This is a genomic window from Aeromonas sp. ASNIH5 (genome assembly GCF_002902865.1).
In the GTDB taxonomy this organism is placed as follows: domain Bacteria; phylum Pseudomonadota; class Gammaproteobacteria; order Enterobacterales; family Aeromonadaceae; genus Aeromonas; species Aeromonas caviae.
Genome location: NZ_CP026122.1, coordinates 1,215,696 through 1,232,995 on the forward strand (window position 1 = coordinate 1,215,696; position 17,300 = coordinate 1,232,995).

Genomic DNA, 17,300 nt, shown 5'->3' on the forward strand with positions numbered 1-17,300 from the left:
ATACTAAAAACAGCTTTTCTGCCAACGCGCCCCACGGGGAAGGAATCACGCTCACCATGTTCACTATCGACAAGTCGCACAAGCTCGACGATGTCTGCTATGACATCCGCGGCCCGGTGCACAAAGAAGCTCGCCGTCTCGAAGACGAAGGTCACCGCATCATCAAGCTCAACATCGGCAATCCGGCCCCGTTTGGCTTCGAAGCACCGGAGGAGATCATCAAGGATGTGATCCTCAACATGCCCCAGAGCCAGGGCTACTGCGACTCCAAGGGGCTCTTCTCCGCCCGCAAGGCGGTGATGCAGTACTACCAGCAAAAAGGGATGCGCAAGGTCGACATCGACGACATCTACATCGGCAACGGTGCGAGCGAGCTCATCGTGATGGCGATGCAGGCGCTGCTCAACAACGGCGACGAGATGCTGGTGCCCTCCCCCGACTACCCGCTCTGGACCGCGGCCGTCACCCTCTCCGGCGGCCATGCGGTGCACTACCGCTGTGACGAAGGGGCTGACTGGTATCCGGATCTCGACGACATCCGCGCCCGCATCACCCCGCGCACCCGCGGCCTGGTGCTGATCAACCCCAACAACCCGACCGGCGCCGTCTACGGCAGCGAATTTTTGCTTGAAGTGATCGAGATCGCCCGTCAGCACAACCTCATCATCTTCGCCGACGAAATTTACGACAAGATCCTCTACGACGACATCTCCCACACCAGCGTCTGCACCCTGTGCGACGACGTCATGGTGGTGACCTTCAACGGCCTCTCCAAGGCCTACCGCGCCTGTGGCTTCCGCCAGGGCTGGATGGTCATCACCGGTCCCAAGGGCCGCGCCAAGGGCTACATCGAGGGGCTGGAGATGCTGGCCTCCATGCGGCTGTGTGCCAACGTGCCCATGCAGCACGCCATCCAGACCGCCCTTGGGGGCTACCAGAGCATCAACGAGCTTATCCTGCCGGGGGGCCGCCTGCGTCGCCAGCGGGACAAGGCCTGGGAGCTTTTGAACGAGATCCCCGGGGTCTCCTGCGTCAAGCCCAAGGGAGCGCTCTACATGTTCCCGCGCCTCGACCCCAAGGTGTACGACATCCGCGATGACCAGAAGATGGTGTTCGATCTGCTGCAGCAGGAGAAGCTCCTGCTGGTGCAAGGTACTGGCTTCAACTGGCCTGCACCGGATCACTTCCGCCTGGTGTTCCTGCCCCGGGAAGAGGAGCTGGAAGAGGCCATCGGTCGCCTCGCCCGCTTCCTCAAGGGCTACAAGCAGTAAGCAAGGCTCATGAAAAAGGCTCCCGCGGGAGCCTTTTTGTTGTCTGTCGTTTTCTATTCGCGCCATCAGCCGTGGAGCAGGGCCCCGGCCACCAGCACCGCCATGGTGATGAGGGCCACCCCGATGATGAAGGGCAGCACCCAGCGCACGAAGCGATCATAGGGGATCTTGGCCAGCGCCAGCCCCGCCACCAGATGGGCTGCTGTGGGGGCGAACAGGTTGATCCAGCCGGAGGCGGACTGATAGGCGGTGATCACCAGATCCCGCGAGATCCCGGAGAAGTCCGCCAGCGGCCCCATCAGCGGCATGGAGACGGTCGCCAACCCCGAGGTGGACGGGATGAAGAAGCTCAGGATGATGTGCACCAGATAAGCCATCAGGATGAAGACCGACGACGACAGCCCGCTCACCAGCCCCTCGGCCCAGTGCAAAATGGTGTCGATGATGACGCCATGTTCCATCACCACATAGATGCCGCGTGCCACCGCCACCACCAGCGCCACCCCGATAAGATCCCGAGCGCCGCTCAGGAAGGTCGCCACATAGTTGGACTCCGGCATCCGGTTGATCAGCGCGATCAGAATGGAAGCACTGAAAAACAGGGTGGAGAGCTCGTCGAACCACCAGCCCAGGGTAGGCAGCAGATCGATGCCCAGATCTGACCAGGGCACCACCGCATAGATCATCAGCAGGAAGGTGCCGAAGAAAACCAGCATGGTGAGCTTCTGCTTGCCGCTGAAGGCGAGATTGCCGCTCTTCATCTGGGAGAACTCGTCGTCATAGGCGATGTCGGCCAGCACGGAGCGGGACTTGTCCTGCTGCACCTGCTTGGCGTAGCGCATCACGAACCAGGAGGCGAAGATCACCAGCAGCAGCCACTGCACAACCCTAAGGCCAATCCCCTCACCGATGGGAATGCCGGCAAAACCGGAGGCGATGCCGGTAGCAAACGGGTTGACGGTGGAGGCGAGCACCCCGACCCCGGAGCCAAGCAGGATAATCCCGGCCGCCACCATGCGATCAAAGCCCGCCGCCATCATCACCGGCACGATCAGTGCCCAGAAGGCCACCGTCTCCTCCGCCATGCCGAAGGTGGAGCCGCCGAGGGCAAACAGGGCGATCAGCACGGGGATAAGCAGCCGCTCGCGCCCGGCAAAGCCGCGCACGATGGCCCCCACCCCGGCATCCAGCGCCCCGCTCTGCATGGTCACCGCCAGGAAACCACCGATGATGAGCACGAACAGCGCCACGTCGGCTGCCTTGTGAAAGCCCTGGATGGGCGCCTTGAGCACATCGAATACCCCCTGCGGTTGGGAGGGGAGCTCGGTGTAGCTGCCGGGCACCGGCAACAGTCGCTCATCGCCGCTGTAGTCGGCCACGGCGGCTGCCGCCACCGGCTGCTGGGTCTTGGCCGTCACGTAGTTGTATTTGCCCGCCGGCAGCACCCAGGTCAGGGCCGCCATCAGGGCGATGATGATGAAAAGCAGGGTATAGACAGTGGGGAGTTGGCGCTTTTTGGGCGCTTCATGTGGAGTGGTCATAGCTTCCGTACCTCGGCAATGCCGTCTGTGATCCGGACAGCGCAAGCCTAGCGGGTTTGTTCGGGGAAAAAGGTGATCGCGGATAATAAACCTGAGGCAACAGGTTGAGTCTGCTGCAAAAAAAACAGGGCCCCGCAGGGCCCTGTCTGTGCTGACGACCGACTTACAGCTCGACCACGTCGAATTGCACGTCCGGATTCACGTCCGCATCGTAGTCCACTTCGTCCAGGCCGAAACCGAACAGGCGCAGGAACTCCTGCTTGTAGCCGGTGTAGTCGGTCAGTTCACTGAGGTTCTCGGTGGTGATGGAGGGCCAGAGATCACGGCAGGTCTGCTGCACGTCTTCACGCAGTTCCCAGTCATCCATGCGGATGCGGGCCTGCTCGTCCAGCGCCATGTCGGCGCCGTACAGGCGGGTGCGCATCATGCGGTCCACCTGCTCCATGCAGCCCTCGTGGATGCCCTTCTCCTTCATGATCTTGAAGGCCATGGAGATGTAGAGCGGCATCACGGGAATGGCAGAGGAGGCCTGGGTTACCACGGATTTGAGCACGGCCACGTGGGCGGTCCCCCCCTTGGCAGCCAGATCGCCACGGATGGCGGTGGCGGCGCGGTCCAGATCTTCCTTGGCGCGCCCCAGGGTGCCATGCCAGTAGATGGGCCAGGTCAGGTCGGTACCGATGTAGGAATAGGCCACGGACTTGGCGCCGTCAGCCAGCACACCCGCATCGCGCAGAGCCGCCATCCACAGCTCCCAGTCCTGGCCGCCCATGACGGTGATGGTGCTCTGGATCTCTTCCTCATTCGCCGGCTCGACGGTGGCGGTGATGATCTGATCCTTGTTGGTGTCGATGGCGGTGGAGGTGTAGACCTCGCCGATAGGTTTGAGGGCGGAGCGCACCACTTCGCCGGTGTCCGGCAGCTTGCGCACCGGAGAGGCCAGGGAGTAGACCACCAGATCGATTTGACCCAGATCCTGCTTGATGAGCTCGATCACCTTGGCACGGCACTCGTGGGAGAAGGCATCGCCATTGATGCTCTTGGCGTAGAGGCCGGCCTCTTTGGCGGCCTTGTCGAAGGCGGCGGAGTTGTACCAGCCAGCGGAGCCCGTCTTGGTCTCGGAGCTCGGCTTTTCGAAGAAGACACCGATGGTGGCAGCTCCGCTGCCGAAGGCTGCGGCAATGCGAGAGGCCAGACCATAGCCGGTAGAAGCGCCGATCACCAGCACCTTCTTGGGGCCATTCTCGATGGCGCCCTTGGCTTGGGTGTAAGCGATCTGGCGACGAACATTGGCTTCACAACCGACCGGGTGGGTGGTGGTGCAGATAAAGCCGCGAACCTTGGGTTTGATGATCATGTGTTGTCTCTTATCCGTTTGATGGATGAAATCGGGGCATAAGATACCTCATTGCGGCCCGTTATGGTGCTCTGATGTGTTGAACTGCGGGGAAACAGGCAGGGATCCGTCGCTTTATGCCGCCATGGCACACCCATTGCGCAGGGGATCTACCCCGCCATGGACCAGAGAGAGGCAACGTGAGGACCGGAATGTCACACCCGGAACGAGGCCGTTGTCTGACCTTGCGCCATGTACTAGTGTGCAAGGAAGAGGATTCAAGGAGGAGTCTATGTCACGCATGCTGGTCATCTCTCTCGCCTGCCTGGGGCTTGCCACCGTCCCCGTTGTCCAGGCGGCTGTCTATCAATGCGCCCGCGATGGGCAGATCACCTTCAGCGACATCCCCTGCAGCAGCGACGCCAAACCCATGGCACTCAATGTCTATACCCCCTCCCCCGAGGCGGTGGAGCAGGCGGCCAACCAGACCCGGGAGATAGAGCAGAGCCTGGCGAACGGCCAGAAACAACGCCAGGCCGAGGCGCTGCGCACCGAGATCGAGGCCAAAAAGCAGAAGATGAACAACGAGATGACCCAGATCACGGAGAACAAGGCAAGATCCCGCAATGTCTCGGCAGAGATGCAGTCGGTCACTACCCGATATCAGAAAGAGATTGAGTCCCTGAACCAGAAACTCTCCACCTTGCAGGCAAAATAAACACTCCCTGTTTCGGGACAGAAAATATACCGAAGCGGCAATGTCGTCACGGGTTCACACATGCCGCACATCCAGAACATCACACCCTTGGCCGTTTATTTCTCACACCAGAGGATCAGATAGCGGCTTTTTCCCGATCCCCGTAGCCACCTAATTTCACCGCGTTCCAGAAGACTCAACTTTATCCCCACCGAGATCCCTGACGTGTCATAGGGTTCATATGAGGGCGATATATAGGGGCATCGTGACAATTGTCAGTGCCAAAAGAGGCGCCTTCATGCCAATATTCCCTGGTGCCCAAAGCGGTCCACGAGATAAATAACCTTGGTACGAGACCCTACAATTAAGAAGCTATTTATCAACATTGAAAAATAAAAAGTTAATTTGAGTACGATGACGACTCATCAGGACGCAATGCTATTGTTAATTTACTCATATTTGGTCGTTATCCCATTCAAGGGTCTCATGGAGGAGCGCTGTCATGTTCTGGAATCAAAAAGCAAGCAAGGAAGCCAGTGAGCAAGCGGCAAGGGTGGTGGAACTGGGGGCATTTGAACAGGCTATCCAGTTGCAGGTCCCCTTCGTCCAGTTCACCCCGGCGGGAGTGGTCACCTTCGCCAACGCGCTGTTTCTCAAGATCGTGGGATTTGAACGTGACGAGGTGATTGGCAAGCATCACAGCACCCTCTGCTTCCCCGACGACGTCAATACCCGGGATTACGAGACCTTGTGGCAGGATCTGCGCCACGGCGTCTCCCGCAGCGGTCGCTTCATTCGCCAGTCGAAATCCGGCAAGGCCGTGTGGCTGGAGGCGACCTATTTCCCCATCGTGATCGACGGCAAGGTGGTGCGGATCGCCAAGGTCGCCTCCGACGTGACCCAGCAGCAATCCACTCTGGAGCGCACCCAGGCCCTGCTGGCAGCCCTGGACAAGTCCCTGGCGGTCATCGATTTCCAACCCGATGGCACCGTCATCACCGCCAACCAGAATTTCCTCAACTGCTTTGGCTACCGGCTGGAAGAGGTGGTCGGCAAGCATCATCGCCTCTTCTGTGACACCGAGTTCTACCAGAACAACCCCCATTTCTGGCAGGATCTCGGCTCGGGTGACATCAAATCCGGGCTCTTCATGCGTCTGGGTCACCGGGGGGAGAAGATCTGGCTGGAGGCCACCTACAACCCCATCTTCAACCACGAGGGCAAGGTGGTCAAAATCATCAAGCTGGCGAGCGACATCACCGAGCGGGTGGAGAAATCCATCTCCACCCGGGAAGCGGCCCAGAAGGCGTGTGCCATCGCCAGCGAAACCGTCGCGAGCGCTGCCAGGGGGCGGGAGGTCATCGACAGGGTGCTCGACACCTCCTCTCACATCAACACCTCGGTCAATGCGGTCAGCAAGCAGATAGAGCAGCTCAACCAGCAATCCAGGAGCATCGAATCCATCATCTCCACCATCAGCGGCATCGCGGATCAGACCAATCTGCTGGCCCTCAACGCGGCCATCGAGGCGGCCCGCGCCGGGGAACAGGGACGGGGATTCGCGGTCGTGGCCGACGAGGTGAGGCAACTGGCGGCGCGCACTTCCAGCTCCACCAGCGAGATCGTCACCGTCATCAAGCACAACTCGGAGATCACCTCACAGATCACCCAGACCGTCTCCGTCGTCTCCGACAAGGCGGTGGCAGGTCAGGAGCAGGCCACCATCATCGCCGACGTCATCAAGGAGATCATCGAGGACGCCAACTCGGTGTCAGACACCGTCAAGAGCCTCTCCATCTGAGCGACAGCTGCCAATGACAACGGGGGGCCCAGGCCCCCCGTTGTCATTGCTGTCCGCCCACCCTAAACCCGCTCAGCCATCCCCCAGGAGATAGTGTCTGGCTTCCTCGTCCGCCAGCACGAGGGCGATGTCCCATAGCGCGGCGATGCAGAGCCCCTCCTCCCCCACGGCCTCCTCTTCCAGCGCCTCCAGGGCTCTGGCATCGGCCAGGGTAAAGGGGGGATGGCTCAACAGGCTTTTGGCCGCGGCCAGCAAGTGCATGTCGCTCATCGGTCGGCTCCTTCTTCGACAGCGTGTTTCCCTGCCCAGACTGTAGCCCAATGGTGGCGACTCATCCCCCGGCGGCGACGGCCTGCGCACGCTTCCTGCCGGACGGCAGTTGGCCCACCCCGATGCCGGCCAGCACGGCGGCACAGGCCACCCATTGCAGGGCCGTGAGCGTCTCTCCCAGCAGCAGATAGGCGAGCAGCAGGGTAAAGACCGGTATGAGGTTCACATAGGCCGCCGCCAGGGTCACCTTCACCTGGGTCACCGACCAGTTGTAGAGCAGGTAGGCACCCAGGGTCACGAAGGCGCCGAGGAAGAGGATGACCCCCATGTCCTGCCAGGCCCAGCTCGCGGGCCAGGGCGCACTGAAGGCAAAGGGCGCGAAGAAGAGCGTGCCGACGAAGGCCTGCAACGCCGTCAGTGTCATCACGCCGTAGCGGCTGGAGAGCTTCTTGAATACCACGGAATAGGTGGCGGCGCAGAGCATGGCGCCCATCTCCAGGCTGTTGCCGAGCAGGGCGTTGGGAGCGAACTCGTCGGCGCCCTCCCCCAACCCCAGCAGGGCGATGCCAACGATGGCGATGGCAAAGCCCAGCAGTTGGCGGCGACTCACCCGCTCTCCAAGCAGTACGAAGGCCACCAGGGCCACCATCAGGGGAAGCAGGGCACAGACCATGCCGGCCTGGCCGGCACTGGTGTAACACAGGGCGTTGATTTCCAGAAGGAAGTAGAGGCAGGGCTCAAGCGCCCCCATCAGGGCCAACCAGCGCCAATCCCCCTTCTGGTAAGTGACGCGACCAAGCTGGCGGTAGCAGAGCAGCCAGCAACAGGACGCCACCCCCATCCGCATGAAGAGCACCTGACCGAAGGACCAGATTTCCAGCACATGTTTGAGGGCGATGAAGGAGCTGGACCAGAGCAGCATGGCCAGGGTCAGCGTCAAGACGGGTAAAGGGCGCACAATGCCTCCATGAATTGGGCATTCGAATAATAACCATACGGCCTTGCGGTTGTCTAAAGGCACCTAACATCAGATAATACGGCCGCCTTCATACCGGATAACCCATCTTCAATGACTGAGTACCTGCTTTTACTGGTCGGCACCGTGCTGATCAACAACTTCGTGCTGGTGAAGTTCCTCGGCCTTTGCCCCTTCATGGGTGTCTCCGGCAAGCTGGAAACCGCCATCGGCATGGGTCTGGCCACCACCTTCGTCATGACGCTGGCCAGCGCCTGCTCCTATCTGATGGAGCACTATATCCTGATCCCGCTGGAGATCGCCTACCTGCGCACCCTGGGCTTCATTCTGGTGATCGCCGTGGTGGTCCAGTTCACCGAGATGGTGATCCGCAAGAGCAGCCCGACCCTCTATCGCCTGCTCGGCATCTTCCTGCCGCTCATCACCACCAACTGTGCCGTGCTCGGCGTGGCGCTGCTCAGCATCAACGAGCGCCACAACTTCATCCAGAGCATCATCTACGGCTTCGGGGCCGCCGTCGGCTTCTCCCTGGTGCTGATCCTGTTTGCCGCCATGCGTGAGCGGCTGGTGGCTGCCGACGTGCCGGCACCGTTTCGTGGCGTCTCCATCGCCATGGTCACCGCTGGCCTGATGTCGCTGGCCTTCATGGGCTTTACCGGCCTCATCAAGATATAACGCTATGATTCACATACTCTTTGCCATTCTGGTGCTGGCCCTGCTTGCCCTGGCCTTCGGCATCATTCTCGGCTTTGCCGCCGTCAAGTTTCATGTGCAGGCCGATCCCATCGTCGATCAGCTCGATGCCCTGTTGCCCCAGACCCAGTGCGGCCAGTGCGGTTACCCGGGCTGCAAACCCTACGCCGAAGCCCTGGCCAATGGCGACAAGATCAACAAGTGCGTGCCCGGTGGCGACGCCACCATGCGCAAGATTGCCGACCTGATGGGGGTCGAGCCCCAGTCTCTGGACGGCGGTGAAGACGCGGCAATCCCCGTCAAGAAGGTGGCCTTCATTCACGAAGACATGTGCATCGGTTGCACCAAGTGCATCCAGGCCTGTCCGGTCGACGCCATCCTGGGTGCCACCAAGGCGATGCATACCGTCATCGCGGCCGAGTGCACCGGGTGCGACCTCTGCGTCGACCCCTGCCCGACCGACTGTATTGAAATGATCCCGGTGCCGACCACGGTCGACAACTGGAAATGGGATCTGGCCAAGGTCGCCATTCCGGTCAAGATAGTGGAATAAACAGCGGAGTAACCATGCAGCATCTGCTCGAACGCATCAAAGCCGGCACTCTGTGGGATTTTCACGGCGGCATCCATCCCCCCGAGAACAAGCACCAGTCAAGCCTGACCCCCGTCGTTGACGCGGGCCTTCCCCCACAGCTCATCATTCCGGTGCGCCAGCACGCGGGTCCGGCCGGCGAACTGCTGGTGCGGGTGGGGGACAAGGTCAAGAAGGGGCAACCCCTCACCCGTTTTGACAAGGGGCGCATCGTGCCGGTGCACGCTTCCACCTCGGGCACCATCACCGCCATCGAGCAGCACACGGTGGCGCACCCCTCCGGTCTTGACGATCTCTGCATCCTCCTCACCCCGGACGGAGACGATGCCTGGGGCGAGCGCACACCCCAGCCTGACTACTGGAACCTGGAGCGGGGGGCGTTGCTCGAGCGCATCCAGCAGGCCGGCATCGCCGGGCTCGGCGGCGCCGTCTTCCCGACCCACAGCAAGCTCGACGGCCGTGGCCAGCTCACCGAGATCCTCATCGTCAACGGGCTGGAGTGCGAACCCTACATCACCACAGATGACCGTCTGATGCAGGAATACGCCGACGAGATCATGGACGGCATCCGGGTACTCAAGCACCTGCTCAAGCCCAAGCTCACCCTGATCGGGGTGGAAGACAACAAACCGGCGGCCATCGAGGCCCTGACCCGCCATGCCAGCGACGCCGACGTGCTGGTCAAGTCGGTACCGACCAAGTACCCCTCCGGCGGCGCCAAACAGACCATAGAGCTGCTCACCGGACGCCAGGTGCCCAAGGGAGGCCGGGCGGTCGACATGGGCATCATGGTGCTCAACGTCGCCACCGTCTTTGCCATCAAGCGCGCCATCATCGATGGGGAGCCGCTCATCGAGCGCATCGTCACCCTCACCGGCGACGCCTTCAAGAAACCCGGCAATGCCTGGGTGCGTCTGGGCACGCCGGTACGCTGGCTGCTCCAGCGTTTCGAGCTGCAACCGGAGGCGGATCAGCGGGTCATCATGGGGGGCCCCATGATGGGCTTCACCCTGCCCCACGCCATGGTCCCCGTGGTCAAGGCCACCAACTGCCTGCTCTCCCCCACCCGCGCCGAGCTGCCGCCCCCCGGCCCGGAACAGGCCTGCATCCGTTGCAGTGCCTGCGCCGATGCCTGCCCCGCCACCCTGCTGCCCCAGGAGCTTTACTGGTACAGCCGGGTCAAGGAGTACGACAAGGCCGAGAAGCTCAACCTCTTTGACTGTATCGAGTGCGGCGCCTGTGCCTGGGTCTGCCCGAGCGAAATCCCCCTGGTGCAGTACTACAAGATCGCCAAGGATGACATCCGCGAGGCCCGTGCCGAGGCCGAGAAGGCCGAACGTGCCAAGCAGCGCTTCGAGGCCAAGCAGGCTCGCTTCGAGCGTGAGAAGGCGGCCCGCGAAGCCCGCCACGCCGAGGCCGCAGCCCAGCGTCGCCAGGCCATGACGACGGCCGGGGGCGAAGATCCGGTCGCCGCCGCCCTGGCCCGCATCAAGGCCAAACAGGAGACGGCCCAGGTGGCCGTGAGTGAACCCGCACCGGACAACGACGCCATGATTGCCGCCCGTGAGGCACGCAAGCAGGAGGCCATCGCCCGTCGTGCCGCCAAGGCCGCCAATGGCGAGGGCAATGGGCTGGCTGACACCCCGGCACCTGGGGAGCAACATCCCAAGGCAGAGCTGGATCCCAAGAAGGCCGCCATCGCCGCCGCCCTGGCACGTGCCAAGGCCAAGAAGGCCGCCCAGGCGCAAGGTGACAGGCCGGTGGTCGCAGGTGAGACATCTGTGAACACAAGCGAACACGCCGTTGAGGCCCCGGCCGCCGCAGAGGTGGACCCCAAGAAAGCGGCCATTGCCGCCGCCATCGCCCGGGCCAAGGCCAAGAAAGCCGCACAGGCGCAAGGTGACGGACCGGTGGTCGCGGGTGAGACATCCGTGAACACAACCGAACACGCCGTTGAGGCCTCGGCCGCCGCATCCGAACCTGCCACCGAGGTGGACCCCAAGAAGGCGGCCATTGCCGCCGCCCTGGCACGTGCCAAGGCCAAGAAGGCCGCCCAGGCGCCGGTGGTCGCGGGTGAGACATCCGTGAACACAAGCGATAACGCCGTTGAGGCCCCGGCCGCCGCATCCGAGCCCGCCGCCGAAGTGGACCCCAAGAAGGCGGCCATTGCAGCAGCCATCGCCCGAGCCAAGGCCAAGAAAGCCGCCCAGGCGCAAGGTGACGCACCGCTGGACGCAGGTGGCATCTCCGCAAACACAAGCGATGCCGCCACCGCCGAGGCCCCTACCGCCGCATCCGGACCCGCCGCCGAGGTGGACCCCAAGAAGGCGGCCATTGCCGCTGCCATCGCCCGGGCCAAGGCCAAGAAAGCCGCCCAGGCGCAAGGTGACGCACCGCTGGACGCAGGTGGCATCTCCGCAAACACAAGCGATACCGCCACCGCCGAGGCCCCGGCCGCCGCATCCGAGCCCGCCGCCGAGGTAGACCCCAAGAAGGCGGCCATCGCCGCCGCCATCGCCCGGGCCAAAGCCAAGAAGCTGGCGGCCGAGGCCGCCTCCTCCCCTTCGACCGACAAGAGCCACTGATCCATGTTCAATATCGCGAGTGCGCCCTTTGCCCACAACCGCAAACAGACCCAGACCCTGATGGTGCTGGTGATCCTGGCCTGCCTGCCCGGCTTCCTGGCGCAGACCTGGTTCTTCGGCTGGGGGACCCTGATCCAGATCCTGCTGGCGCTGGTCACGGCCCTGGGTTCGGAGGCCCTGGTCCTTCGCCTGCGTGGCCGCCCCGTCAAACCGGCCCTGCTGGATGGCAGCGCGGCGCTCACCGCCGTGCTCATCGGTCTCTCCCTGCCCCCCCTGCTGCCCTGGTGGATGCTGGTGCTGGGCACGGCGTTCGCCATCATCATCGCCAAGCATCTCTATGGCGGGCTCGGTCAGAACCTGTTCAATCCTGCCATGGTGGCCTATGTGCTGCTGCTGGTCTCCTTCCCGGTCCAGATGACCAGCTGGCTGCCCCCCTCCAGCATCGCCGCCTACGACATCGGCTTCGCCGATGCGGCCTCGGTGATCTTCACCGGCTTCAGCCTCGACGGCTACAGCATGCTGCAGCTCAAGCAGGGGGTGGATGGCCTGACCATGGCCACGCCGCTGGATACCTTAAAGACCGGGCTGACCCAGGGGCTGACCGCCACCGAAGTGATGACCCACAAGGTCTTCGAGGGCTGGGGTGGCATCGGCTGGAGCTGGGTCAACCTCGGCTACCTGCTGGGAGGCCTCTTCCTGCTCCAGCAGAAAGTGATCAACTGGCGCATTCCGACTGCCGTGCTGGGCGCATTGCTGCTCGCTGCCACCCTGGGCTATCTGGCCACCCCGGATGCCACCGCCACCCCCATGCTGCACCTGTTCAGCGGTGCCACCATGCTCGGGGCCTTCTTCATCGCCACCGATCCGGTGAGTGCCAGCACCACCGCAAAGGGGCGCCTCGTCTACGGTGTGCTCATCGGCGTGCTGGTCTATGTCATCCGTCGTTTTGGCGGCTATCCGGATGCCTTCGCCTTCGCCGTGTTGCTGGCCAACCTGTGCGTTCCCCTGATTGACAGTCTGACCCGCCCCAAGGTCTATGGAGCCCGTCGCAAATGAACCCCCATCTGAATTGCCGCAGACGCGAGACAGGGAGCCTCCCATGTTGAAAAGCATGCGCAAGAATGGCCTGACCCTGGCCCTCTTTGCCCTCGGCTGTACCGCCATGGTGGTGCTGACCAACGAACTGACCCGGGATCGCATCGCCCACCAGCAAGAGCTGGAGAAGCTGCGCACCCTGCAGGCCCTGCTGCCCGAAGGGAGTTATGACAACGATCTGGTGGCCAGTTGCAAGCTGGTCAGCAGCCGGGAATACCTGGGCAGCGATGAGCCCATGCCCCTCTATACCGCCACCCTCAAGGGGGTGCATACCGGCTACGCGCTGGAAACCGTGGCCCCCGATGGTTACAGTGGAGCCATTCGCATGGTGGTCGGCACCGATGCAAAGGGGGCCGTCAGCGCGGTCAGGGTGCTGGCCCACAAGGAAACCCCGGGGCTTGGTGACAAGATCGAGCTGAAGAAATCCAGCTGGATCGACAGCTTCACCGGCAAGTCCCTCACGGCCGACAACGACACCACCTGGGCGGTGAAGAAGGATGGCGGCGAATTCGACGCCTTCACCGGGGCAACCATCACCCCGCGGGCCGTGGTCAAGGCGGTGAAAAATTTGCTGAGGCTGCAACAGGAGCACCCCGAACTGCTGCACGATGCCCCCTCCTGCCATACCAACCCCTAACGCCGGAGCACACGCTATGGAACAAGTCGACGTGATTGACACGGCCAGCCAACCCGCCGGGGAAAGTGGCCGCCGCGAAGAGCTCAAGGAGCTGATGCTGCAGGGACTGTGGAAGAACAACCCCTCCCTGGTGCAGGTGCTGGGACTCTGCCCCACCCTGGCGGTCTCCTCCACCTTTACCAATGCGTTGGGGCTCGGCCTTGCCACCATGGTGGTACTGGTCTGCTCCAACCTCGCCGTCTCCCTGGTGCGCAACTGGGTGCCCAAGGATATACGCATCCCGGTCTACGTGATGATCATCGCGGCCCTGGTGACCAGCGTGCAGCTGTTGATGAACGCCTACACCTACGGCCTCTATCAGGCGCTCGGCATCTTCATCGCCCTCATCGTCACCAACTGCGTCATCATCGGCCGCGCCGAAGCCTATGCCTCCAAGAACCCGCCCCTGCTTGCCGCCCTCGACGGCTTCATGATGGGGCTGGGCTTTACCCTGGTGCTGCTGGTACTGGGGGGCCTTCGCGAGATCATCGGCATGGGCACCCTGTTTGACGGTGCCGAGCTGCTGCTGGGTGACTGGGCCAAGTCATTGCGCGTCGAGCTGTTCCACGCCGACGCCAGCCTGCTGCTGGCGATCCTGCCCCCCGGCGGCTTCATCGGCCTCGGTTTGATGATCGCCGGCAAAAACGCCATCAACGACTGGATGGGCCGCAAGCAGAGTGCCGAGAAGGCCCACTGCACCGTGCCGGCGGCGGGCGCCCGCACGACCCAGCTCTGAGACAAGAGAGAGCCATGAACAACCAGAAACGCAGGCTGATCCTGGAGCGGTTGCGCGATGACAACCCCCATCCCACCACAGAGCTCAACTTCACCACGCCCTTCGAGCTGCTCATCGCCGTGCTGCTGTCGGCCCAGGCCACCGACGTGAGCGTCAACAAGGCCACCGACAAGCTCTATCCGGTGGCCAACACCCCCCAGGCCATGCTGGATCTGGGGGTGGACGGGGTCAAGGAGTACATCAAGACCATCGGCCTGTTCAACACCAAGGCCGAAAACGTCATCAAGACCTGCGCCATTCTGCTGGAGCGCCACGGCGGCGAGGTGCCGGAGAATCGCGAGGCCCTCGAGGCCCTGCCCGGCGTCGGCCGCAAGACCGCCAACGTGGTGCTCAACACCGCCTTCGGCTGGCCCACCATCGCCGTCGACACCCATATCTTCCGGGTCTCCAACCGCACCGGCTTTGCAGTGGGCAAGAACGTCGATCAGGTGGAGGAGAAGCTGCTCAAGGTGGTCCCCGCGGAGTTCAAGCTGGACGTGCACCACTGGCTCATCCTGCACGGGCGTTACACCTGTCTCGCCCGCAAGCCCCGCTGCGGCTCCTGCATCATCGAAGATTTGTGCGAATACAAAGAGAAGGTCTATCCCGAGAGTTGATCTGCAGGCCTCTGCGGATCCGATCTCGGGCCATGGATTCAAGGCAGTACCAATCCACCAACCCGGAGAATTGAGCAATGAGAATTCTGCATACCATGTTGCGCGTCGGCGATCTGCAACGTTCCATCGACTTCTACACCCGAGTGCTGGGCATGACACTGCTGCGCAAGAGCGAGAACAGCGAATACAAGTACACCCTGGCCTTCGTCGGCTACGGCGACGAGAAGGATGAAGCCGTCATCGAGCTCACCTACAACTGGGGCGTGAGCGAGTACGAGCTCGGTTCCGCCTATGGTCACATCGCCCTGGAAGCGGACGACATCTATGCCACCTGCGAGGCGCTGCGCGCCGCCGGCGCCAAGATCACCCGCGAACCGGGCCCGGTGAAGGGCGGCACCACCGTCATCGCCTTCGTGGAAGACCCGGACGGCTACAAGATTGAGCTGATTGCCAAGAAAGACGCCGGTACCGGCCTGGGCGCCTGAGCCCACGCCGCCTGGCGGTGAGAAAAACAACGGGGCCCAGGGCCCCGTTTTCATTGGCTGCAACCACCGTCAGGCCAGACGGAAGCGCCCCATGCTCTGGCGCAGACCCGCCGCCAGCTGGCTCAGCTCCAGACAGGCTTTGGCGGTGTGATCCGCGCCGGTCGCGACCTCGTTGGAGGAGTCGTTGATGCGCGCCACGTTGCGGCCCAGCTCATCGGAGACCGCATCCTGCTCGCCACAGGCACTGGCAATCTGGATCGCCATGTCGGCTATCTGGGCCACCGCCTCTTCAATCTGACGAATGCCCGCACTGGTGCGTTCGCTCTGGCTCACGCACTGGCGGATCATCTCGCAGCTCTGGCCGGTCACCGACTTCGCCCGATTGGCACGGGCCTGCAGGGTCTCGATGATGGCGACGATTTCGCCGGTGGAGGCCTGGGTACGCCCCGCCAGGGTGCGCACCTCGTCGGCCACTACCGCAAAGCCGCGCCCCTGCTCACCGGCACGGGCCGCCTCGATGGCGGCATTGAGTGCCAGCAGGTTGGTCTGGTCGGCAATGCCGCGAATGACATCCACCACCAGGTTGATCTGGGCAGACTCTTTCTCCAGTTCACTCACCAGGTTGCCCGCCTGCTCCATCTCACCGGCCACCCGGGTGATGGCATCCAGTGCCCCCTGCACATCCTGACTGCCGCGACGAGCCAGGGCATTGGCGGAGCTTGCCGACTCCGAGGCCACCTCGGTGTTGCCCGCCACATCCGCTACCGTCGCCTTCATCTGGGCCATGGCGGTGGCGACCTGGGCTATCTCCTGCTGCTGGCTCTGGATCCCCTGGGATGATTGCTCGGAGACCGCGCTCACCTCCTCGATGGCGGCCCCCAGCTGGGTCACGGCGGCGGCCACCTCCTCGATGAGCCCACGCAGGTTGTCCTGCATCTTGAGGGAGGCGCTGGCCAGCATCCCCAGTTCGTCCTGCCCGATGTGCTGGCGATCCAGCCGATGGGTCAGATCCCCCAGGGCGATGGCATTGGCCTGGGCCACCACGGCTTGCAGGGGCAGGCAGATCTGGCGGGTGAGGAACCAGGTCATGACCCCCATAAAGATCAGCAGGGTCGCGATGCTCACCACGGCAAAGGTCATCACCATGGTGACGCTGCCAAGCAGGCTGCCACGGTTCTCTTCCACAAAGCCAAGATTCACCTTCACCAGGGCACGCACCGCCAGCTCCAGCTCGGTGTAGAGCCCGTTCGAGCGAAACAGCGCCTCCCTGGCCTCATCCCTGCTGCCCTGGAACAACAGGGCATCCACCTGGTTGACGGCCCCCAGATATTGCAGCCACTGCTGCTTGACGCGGTTGAAGGCCTGGCGTTCATGCTCGGCCCCCACGGTTGCCTCGTAGGCATCCATGACCTGCTGCACCTTGCCCAGGCTCTCCTGGATGCGGGCGCGGCGAACCTGCCTGTCGACGGCATCTTCCACCATCAGCAGGGCAAACTGGGCACGGCGCACATAGGAGACGTCGTAGAGCAAGTTGTCCACCGAGAGCACGCTTGGCAGGGTGGAGTCGGTGAAGTTCAATACCCGATCCCGAATGTCCCGCAGTTCGGTGGCGAGAAACAGGCCGAAGACGGCGTTGATGACGGCAATGACCGCAAAGACGGCGGCAATCTTCTTGCCGATGGAGAGATGCTTGTAAGACATGTTGGCTGGTGATCCTCGACTGCAGATGTGCAGTGACACAATGATCACATCCGTGTAAGCGGTGACCCGAGACTCCTGACGGGAAATGACGATGGGAGCGAAGAGAGGGGATCCCTTGCTTCCCGCTCGCCCCACGCCGGGCCTTGTGCCCGCCACGAGGCTGCCAGCACAGTAGCGACCAGCTCGACG

The 17,300-nt window shown here is 62.8% G+C and carries 16 protein-coding genes; 11 read left to right on the forward strand and 5 right to left on the reverse strand.

Annotated elements, in window-relative coordinates; all coding sequences use genetic code 11:
- The first annotated feature begins 56 nt into the window (after nucleotides 1-56).
- Complete coding sequence (locus C2U30_RS05325; RefSeq protein WP_005302243.1) at nucleotides 57-1,271, forward strand: pyridoxal phosphate-dependent aminotransferase; 1,215 nt, start codon at nucleotides 57-59, stop codon at nucleotides 1,269-1,271.
- A 65-nt stretch (nucleotides 1,272-1,336) separates the two neighbouring features.
- Here C2U30_RS05325 and C2U30_RS05330 read toward each other — a convergent pair whose 3' ends face one another.
- A complete protein-coding gene (locus C2U30_RS05330) occupies nucleotides 1,337-2,812 on the reverse strand; it encodes a YfcC family protein (RefSeq protein WP_101149472.1) in 1,476 nt (491 codons plus the stop codon).
- Between the two features lie 163 nt (nucleotides 2,813-2,975).
- Complete coding sequence (fabV, locus tag C2U30_RS05335; RefSeq protein ID WP_041212832.1) at nucleotides 2,976-4,169, reverse strand: enoyl-ACP reductase FabV; 1,194 nt, start codon at nucleotides 4,167-4,169, stop codon at nucleotides 2,976-2,978.
- 271 nt (nucleotides 4,170-4,440) lie between these two features.
- On the opposite strand from fabV, the gene C2U30_RS05340 reads away from it, so the two are divergent.
- Together C2U30_RS05340 and C2U30_RS23080 are read left to right on the forward strand one after the other, a co-directional pair.
- Nucleotides 4,441-4,866: a DUF4124 domain-containing protein gene (locus C2U30_RS05340; protein WP_039038680.1), complete on the forward strand. Its 426-nt coding sequence runs from the start codon at nucleotides 4,441-4,443 to the stop codon at nucleotides 4,864-4,866.
- 481 nt (nucleotides 4,867-5,347) lie between these two features.
- Nucleotides 5,348-6,646 carry a methyl-accepting chemotaxis protein gene (locus C2U30_RS23080; protein WP_045525449.1) on the forward strand — a complete coding sequence of 433 codons (1,299 nt, stop codon included), beginning with the start codon at nucleotides 5,348-5,350 and terminating at the stop codon, nucleotides 6,644-6,646.
- Nucleotides 6,647-6,718: 72 nt separating this feature from the next.
- Here C2U30_RS23080 and C2U30_RS05350 read toward each other — a convergent pair whose 3' ends face one another.
- Complete coding sequence (locus C2U30_RS05350) at nucleotides 6,719-6,916, reverse strand: hypothetical protein (RefSeq protein ID WP_103243342.1); 198 nt, start codon at nucleotides 6,914-6,916, stop codon at nucleotides 6,719-6,721.
- A gap of 61 nt (nucleotides 6,917-6,977) precedes the next feature.
- Nucleotides 6,978-7,874: a DMT family transporter gene (locus C2U30_RS05355; protein ID WP_103243343.1), complete on the reverse strand. Its 897-nt coding sequence runs from the start codon at nucleotides 7,872-7,874 to the stop codon at nucleotides 6,978-6,980.
- 111 nt (nucleotides 7,875-7,985) lie between these two features.
- Here C2U30_RS05355 and rsxA point away from each other — a divergent pair, with 111 nt between their 5' ends.
- The 8 genes from rsxA to gloA all read left to right on the forward strand — a co-directional run bounded on the left by rsxA (nucleotide 7,986) and on the right by gloA (nucleotide 15,410).
- Entirely contained in the window at nucleotides 7,986-8,567 is a 582-nt protein-coding gene (gene rsxA / locus C2U30_RS05360) for an electron transport complex subunit RsxA (RefSeq protein WP_039038677.1), read from the forward strand.
- A 4-nt stretch (nucleotides 8,568-8,571) separates the two neighbouring features.
- Nucleotides 8,572-9,138 (forward strand): electron transport complex subunit RsxB, encoded by a 567-nt coding sequence (rsxB, locus tag C2U30_RS05365; RefSeq protein ID WP_042017194.1) that lies wholly within the window; start codon nucleotides 8,572-8,574, stop codon nucleotides 9,136-9,138.
- A gap of 14 nt (nucleotides 9,139-9,152) precedes the next feature.
- Entirely contained in the window at nucleotides 9,153-11,762 is a 2,610-nt protein-coding gene (rsxC, locus tag C2U30_RS05370; protein ID WP_103243344.1) for an electron transport complex subunit RsxC, read from the forward strand.
- A gap of 3 nt (nucleotides 11,763-11,765) precedes the next feature.
- A complete protein-coding gene (gene rsxD / locus C2U30_RS05375; protein ID WP_010674314.1) occupies nucleotides 11,766-12,818 on the forward strand; it encodes an electron transport complex subunit RsxD in 1,053 nt (350 codons plus the stop codon).
- A gap of 43 nt (nucleotides 12,819-12,861) precedes the next feature.
- Nucleotides 12,862-13,494 carry an electron transport complex subunit RsxG gene (gene rsxG, locus C2U30_RS05380; protein WP_043156385.1) on the forward strand — a complete coding sequence of 211 codons (633 nt, stop codon included), beginning with the start codon at nucleotides 12,862-12,864 and terminating at the stop codon, nucleotides 13,492-13,494.
- A gap of 16 nt (nucleotides 13,495-13,510) precedes the next feature.
- Complete coding sequence (locus C2U30_RS05385; RefSeq protein ID WP_010674312.1) at nucleotides 13,511-14,269, forward strand: electron transport complex subunit E; 759 nt, start codon at nucleotides 13,511-13,513, stop codon at nucleotides 14,267-14,269.
- A gap of 14 nt (nucleotides 14,270-14,283) precedes the next feature.
- A complete protein-coding gene (nth, locus tag C2U30_RS05390) occupies nucleotides 14,284-14,925 on the forward strand; it encodes an endonuclease III (RefSeq protein ID WP_005302279.1) in 642 nt (213 codons plus the stop codon).
- 77 nt (nucleotides 14,926-15,002) lie between these two features.
- A complete protein-coding gene (gene gloA / locus C2U30_RS05395) occupies nucleotides 15,003-15,410 on the forward strand; it encodes a lactoylglutathione lyase (protein WP_010674310.1) in 408 nt (135 codons plus the stop codon).
- A 69-nt stretch (nucleotides 15,411-15,479) separates the two neighbouring features.
- On the opposite strand, the gene C2U30_RS05400 is transcribed toward gloA, so the two are convergent.
- Entirely contained in the window at nucleotides 15,480-17,111 is a 1,632-nt protein-coding gene (locus C2U30_RS05400) for a methyl-accepting chemotaxis protein (protein ID WP_010674309.1), read from the reverse strand.
- Between the last annotated feature and the right edge of the window lie 189 nt (nucleotides 17,112-17,300).

Excerpts from the sequence above, each read along its gene's own strand:
- C2U30_RS05325 (WP_005302243.1), top strand. The coding sequence starts at position 57 with ATGTTCACTATCGACAAGTCGCACAAGCTCGACGATGTCTGCTATGAC.
- C2U30_RS05330 (WP_101149472.1), bottom strand. The coding sequence starts at position 2,812 with ATGACCACTCCACATGAAGCGCCCAAAAAGCGCCAACTCCCCACTGTC.
- fabV (WP_041212832.1), bottom strand. The coding sequence starts at position 4,169 with ATGATCATCAAACCCAAGGTTCGCGGCTTTATCTGCACCACCACCCAC.
- C2U30_RS05340 (WP_039038680.1), top strand. The coding sequence starts at position 4,441 with ATGTCACGCATGCTGGTCATCTCTCTCGCCTGCCTGGGGCTTGCCACC.
- C2U30_RS23080 (WP_045525449.1), top strand. The coding sequence starts at position 5,348 with ATGTTCTGGAATCAAAAAGCAAGCAAGGAAGCCAGTGAGCAAGCGGCA.
- C2U30_RS05350 (WP_103243342.1), bottom strand. The coding sequence starts at position 6,916 with ATGAGCGACATGCACTTGCTGGCCGCGGCCAAAAGCCTGTTGAGCCAT.
- rsxA (WP_039038677.1), top strand. The coding sequence starts at position 7,986 with ATGACTGAGTACCTGCTTTTACTGGTCGGCACCGTGCTGATCAACAAC.
- rsxB (WP_042017194.1), top strand. The coding sequence starts at position 8,572 with ATGATTCACATACTCTTTGCCATTCTGGTGCTGGCCCTGCTTGCCCTG.
- rsxC (WP_103243344.1), top strand. The coding sequence starts at position 9,153 with ATGCAGCATCTGCTCGAACGCATCAAAGCCGGCACTCTGTGGGATTTT.
- rsxD (WP_010674314.1), top strand. The coding sequence starts at position 11,766 with ATGTTCAATATCGCGAGTGCGCCCTTTGCCCACAACCGCAAACAGACC.
- rsxG (WP_043156385.1), top strand. The coding sequence starts at position 12,862 with ATGTTGAAAAGCATGCGCAAGAATGGCCTGACCCTGGCCCTCTTTGCC.
- C2U30_RS05385 (WP_010674312.1), top strand. The coding sequence starts at position 13,511 with ATGGAACAAGTCGACGTGATTGACACGGCCAGCCAACCCGCCGGGGAA.
- nth (WP_005302279.1), top strand. The coding sequence starts at position 14,284 with ATGAACAACCAGAAACGCAGGCTGATCCTGGAGCGGTTGCGCGATGAC.
- gloA (WP_010674310.1), top strand. The coding sequence starts at position 15,003 with ATGAGAATTCTGCATACCATGTTGCGCGTCGGCGATCTGCAACGTTCC.
- C2U30_RS05400 (WP_010674309.1), bottom strand. The coding sequence starts at position 17,111 with ATGTCTTACAAGCATCTCTCCATCGGCAAGAAGATTGCCGCCGTCTTT.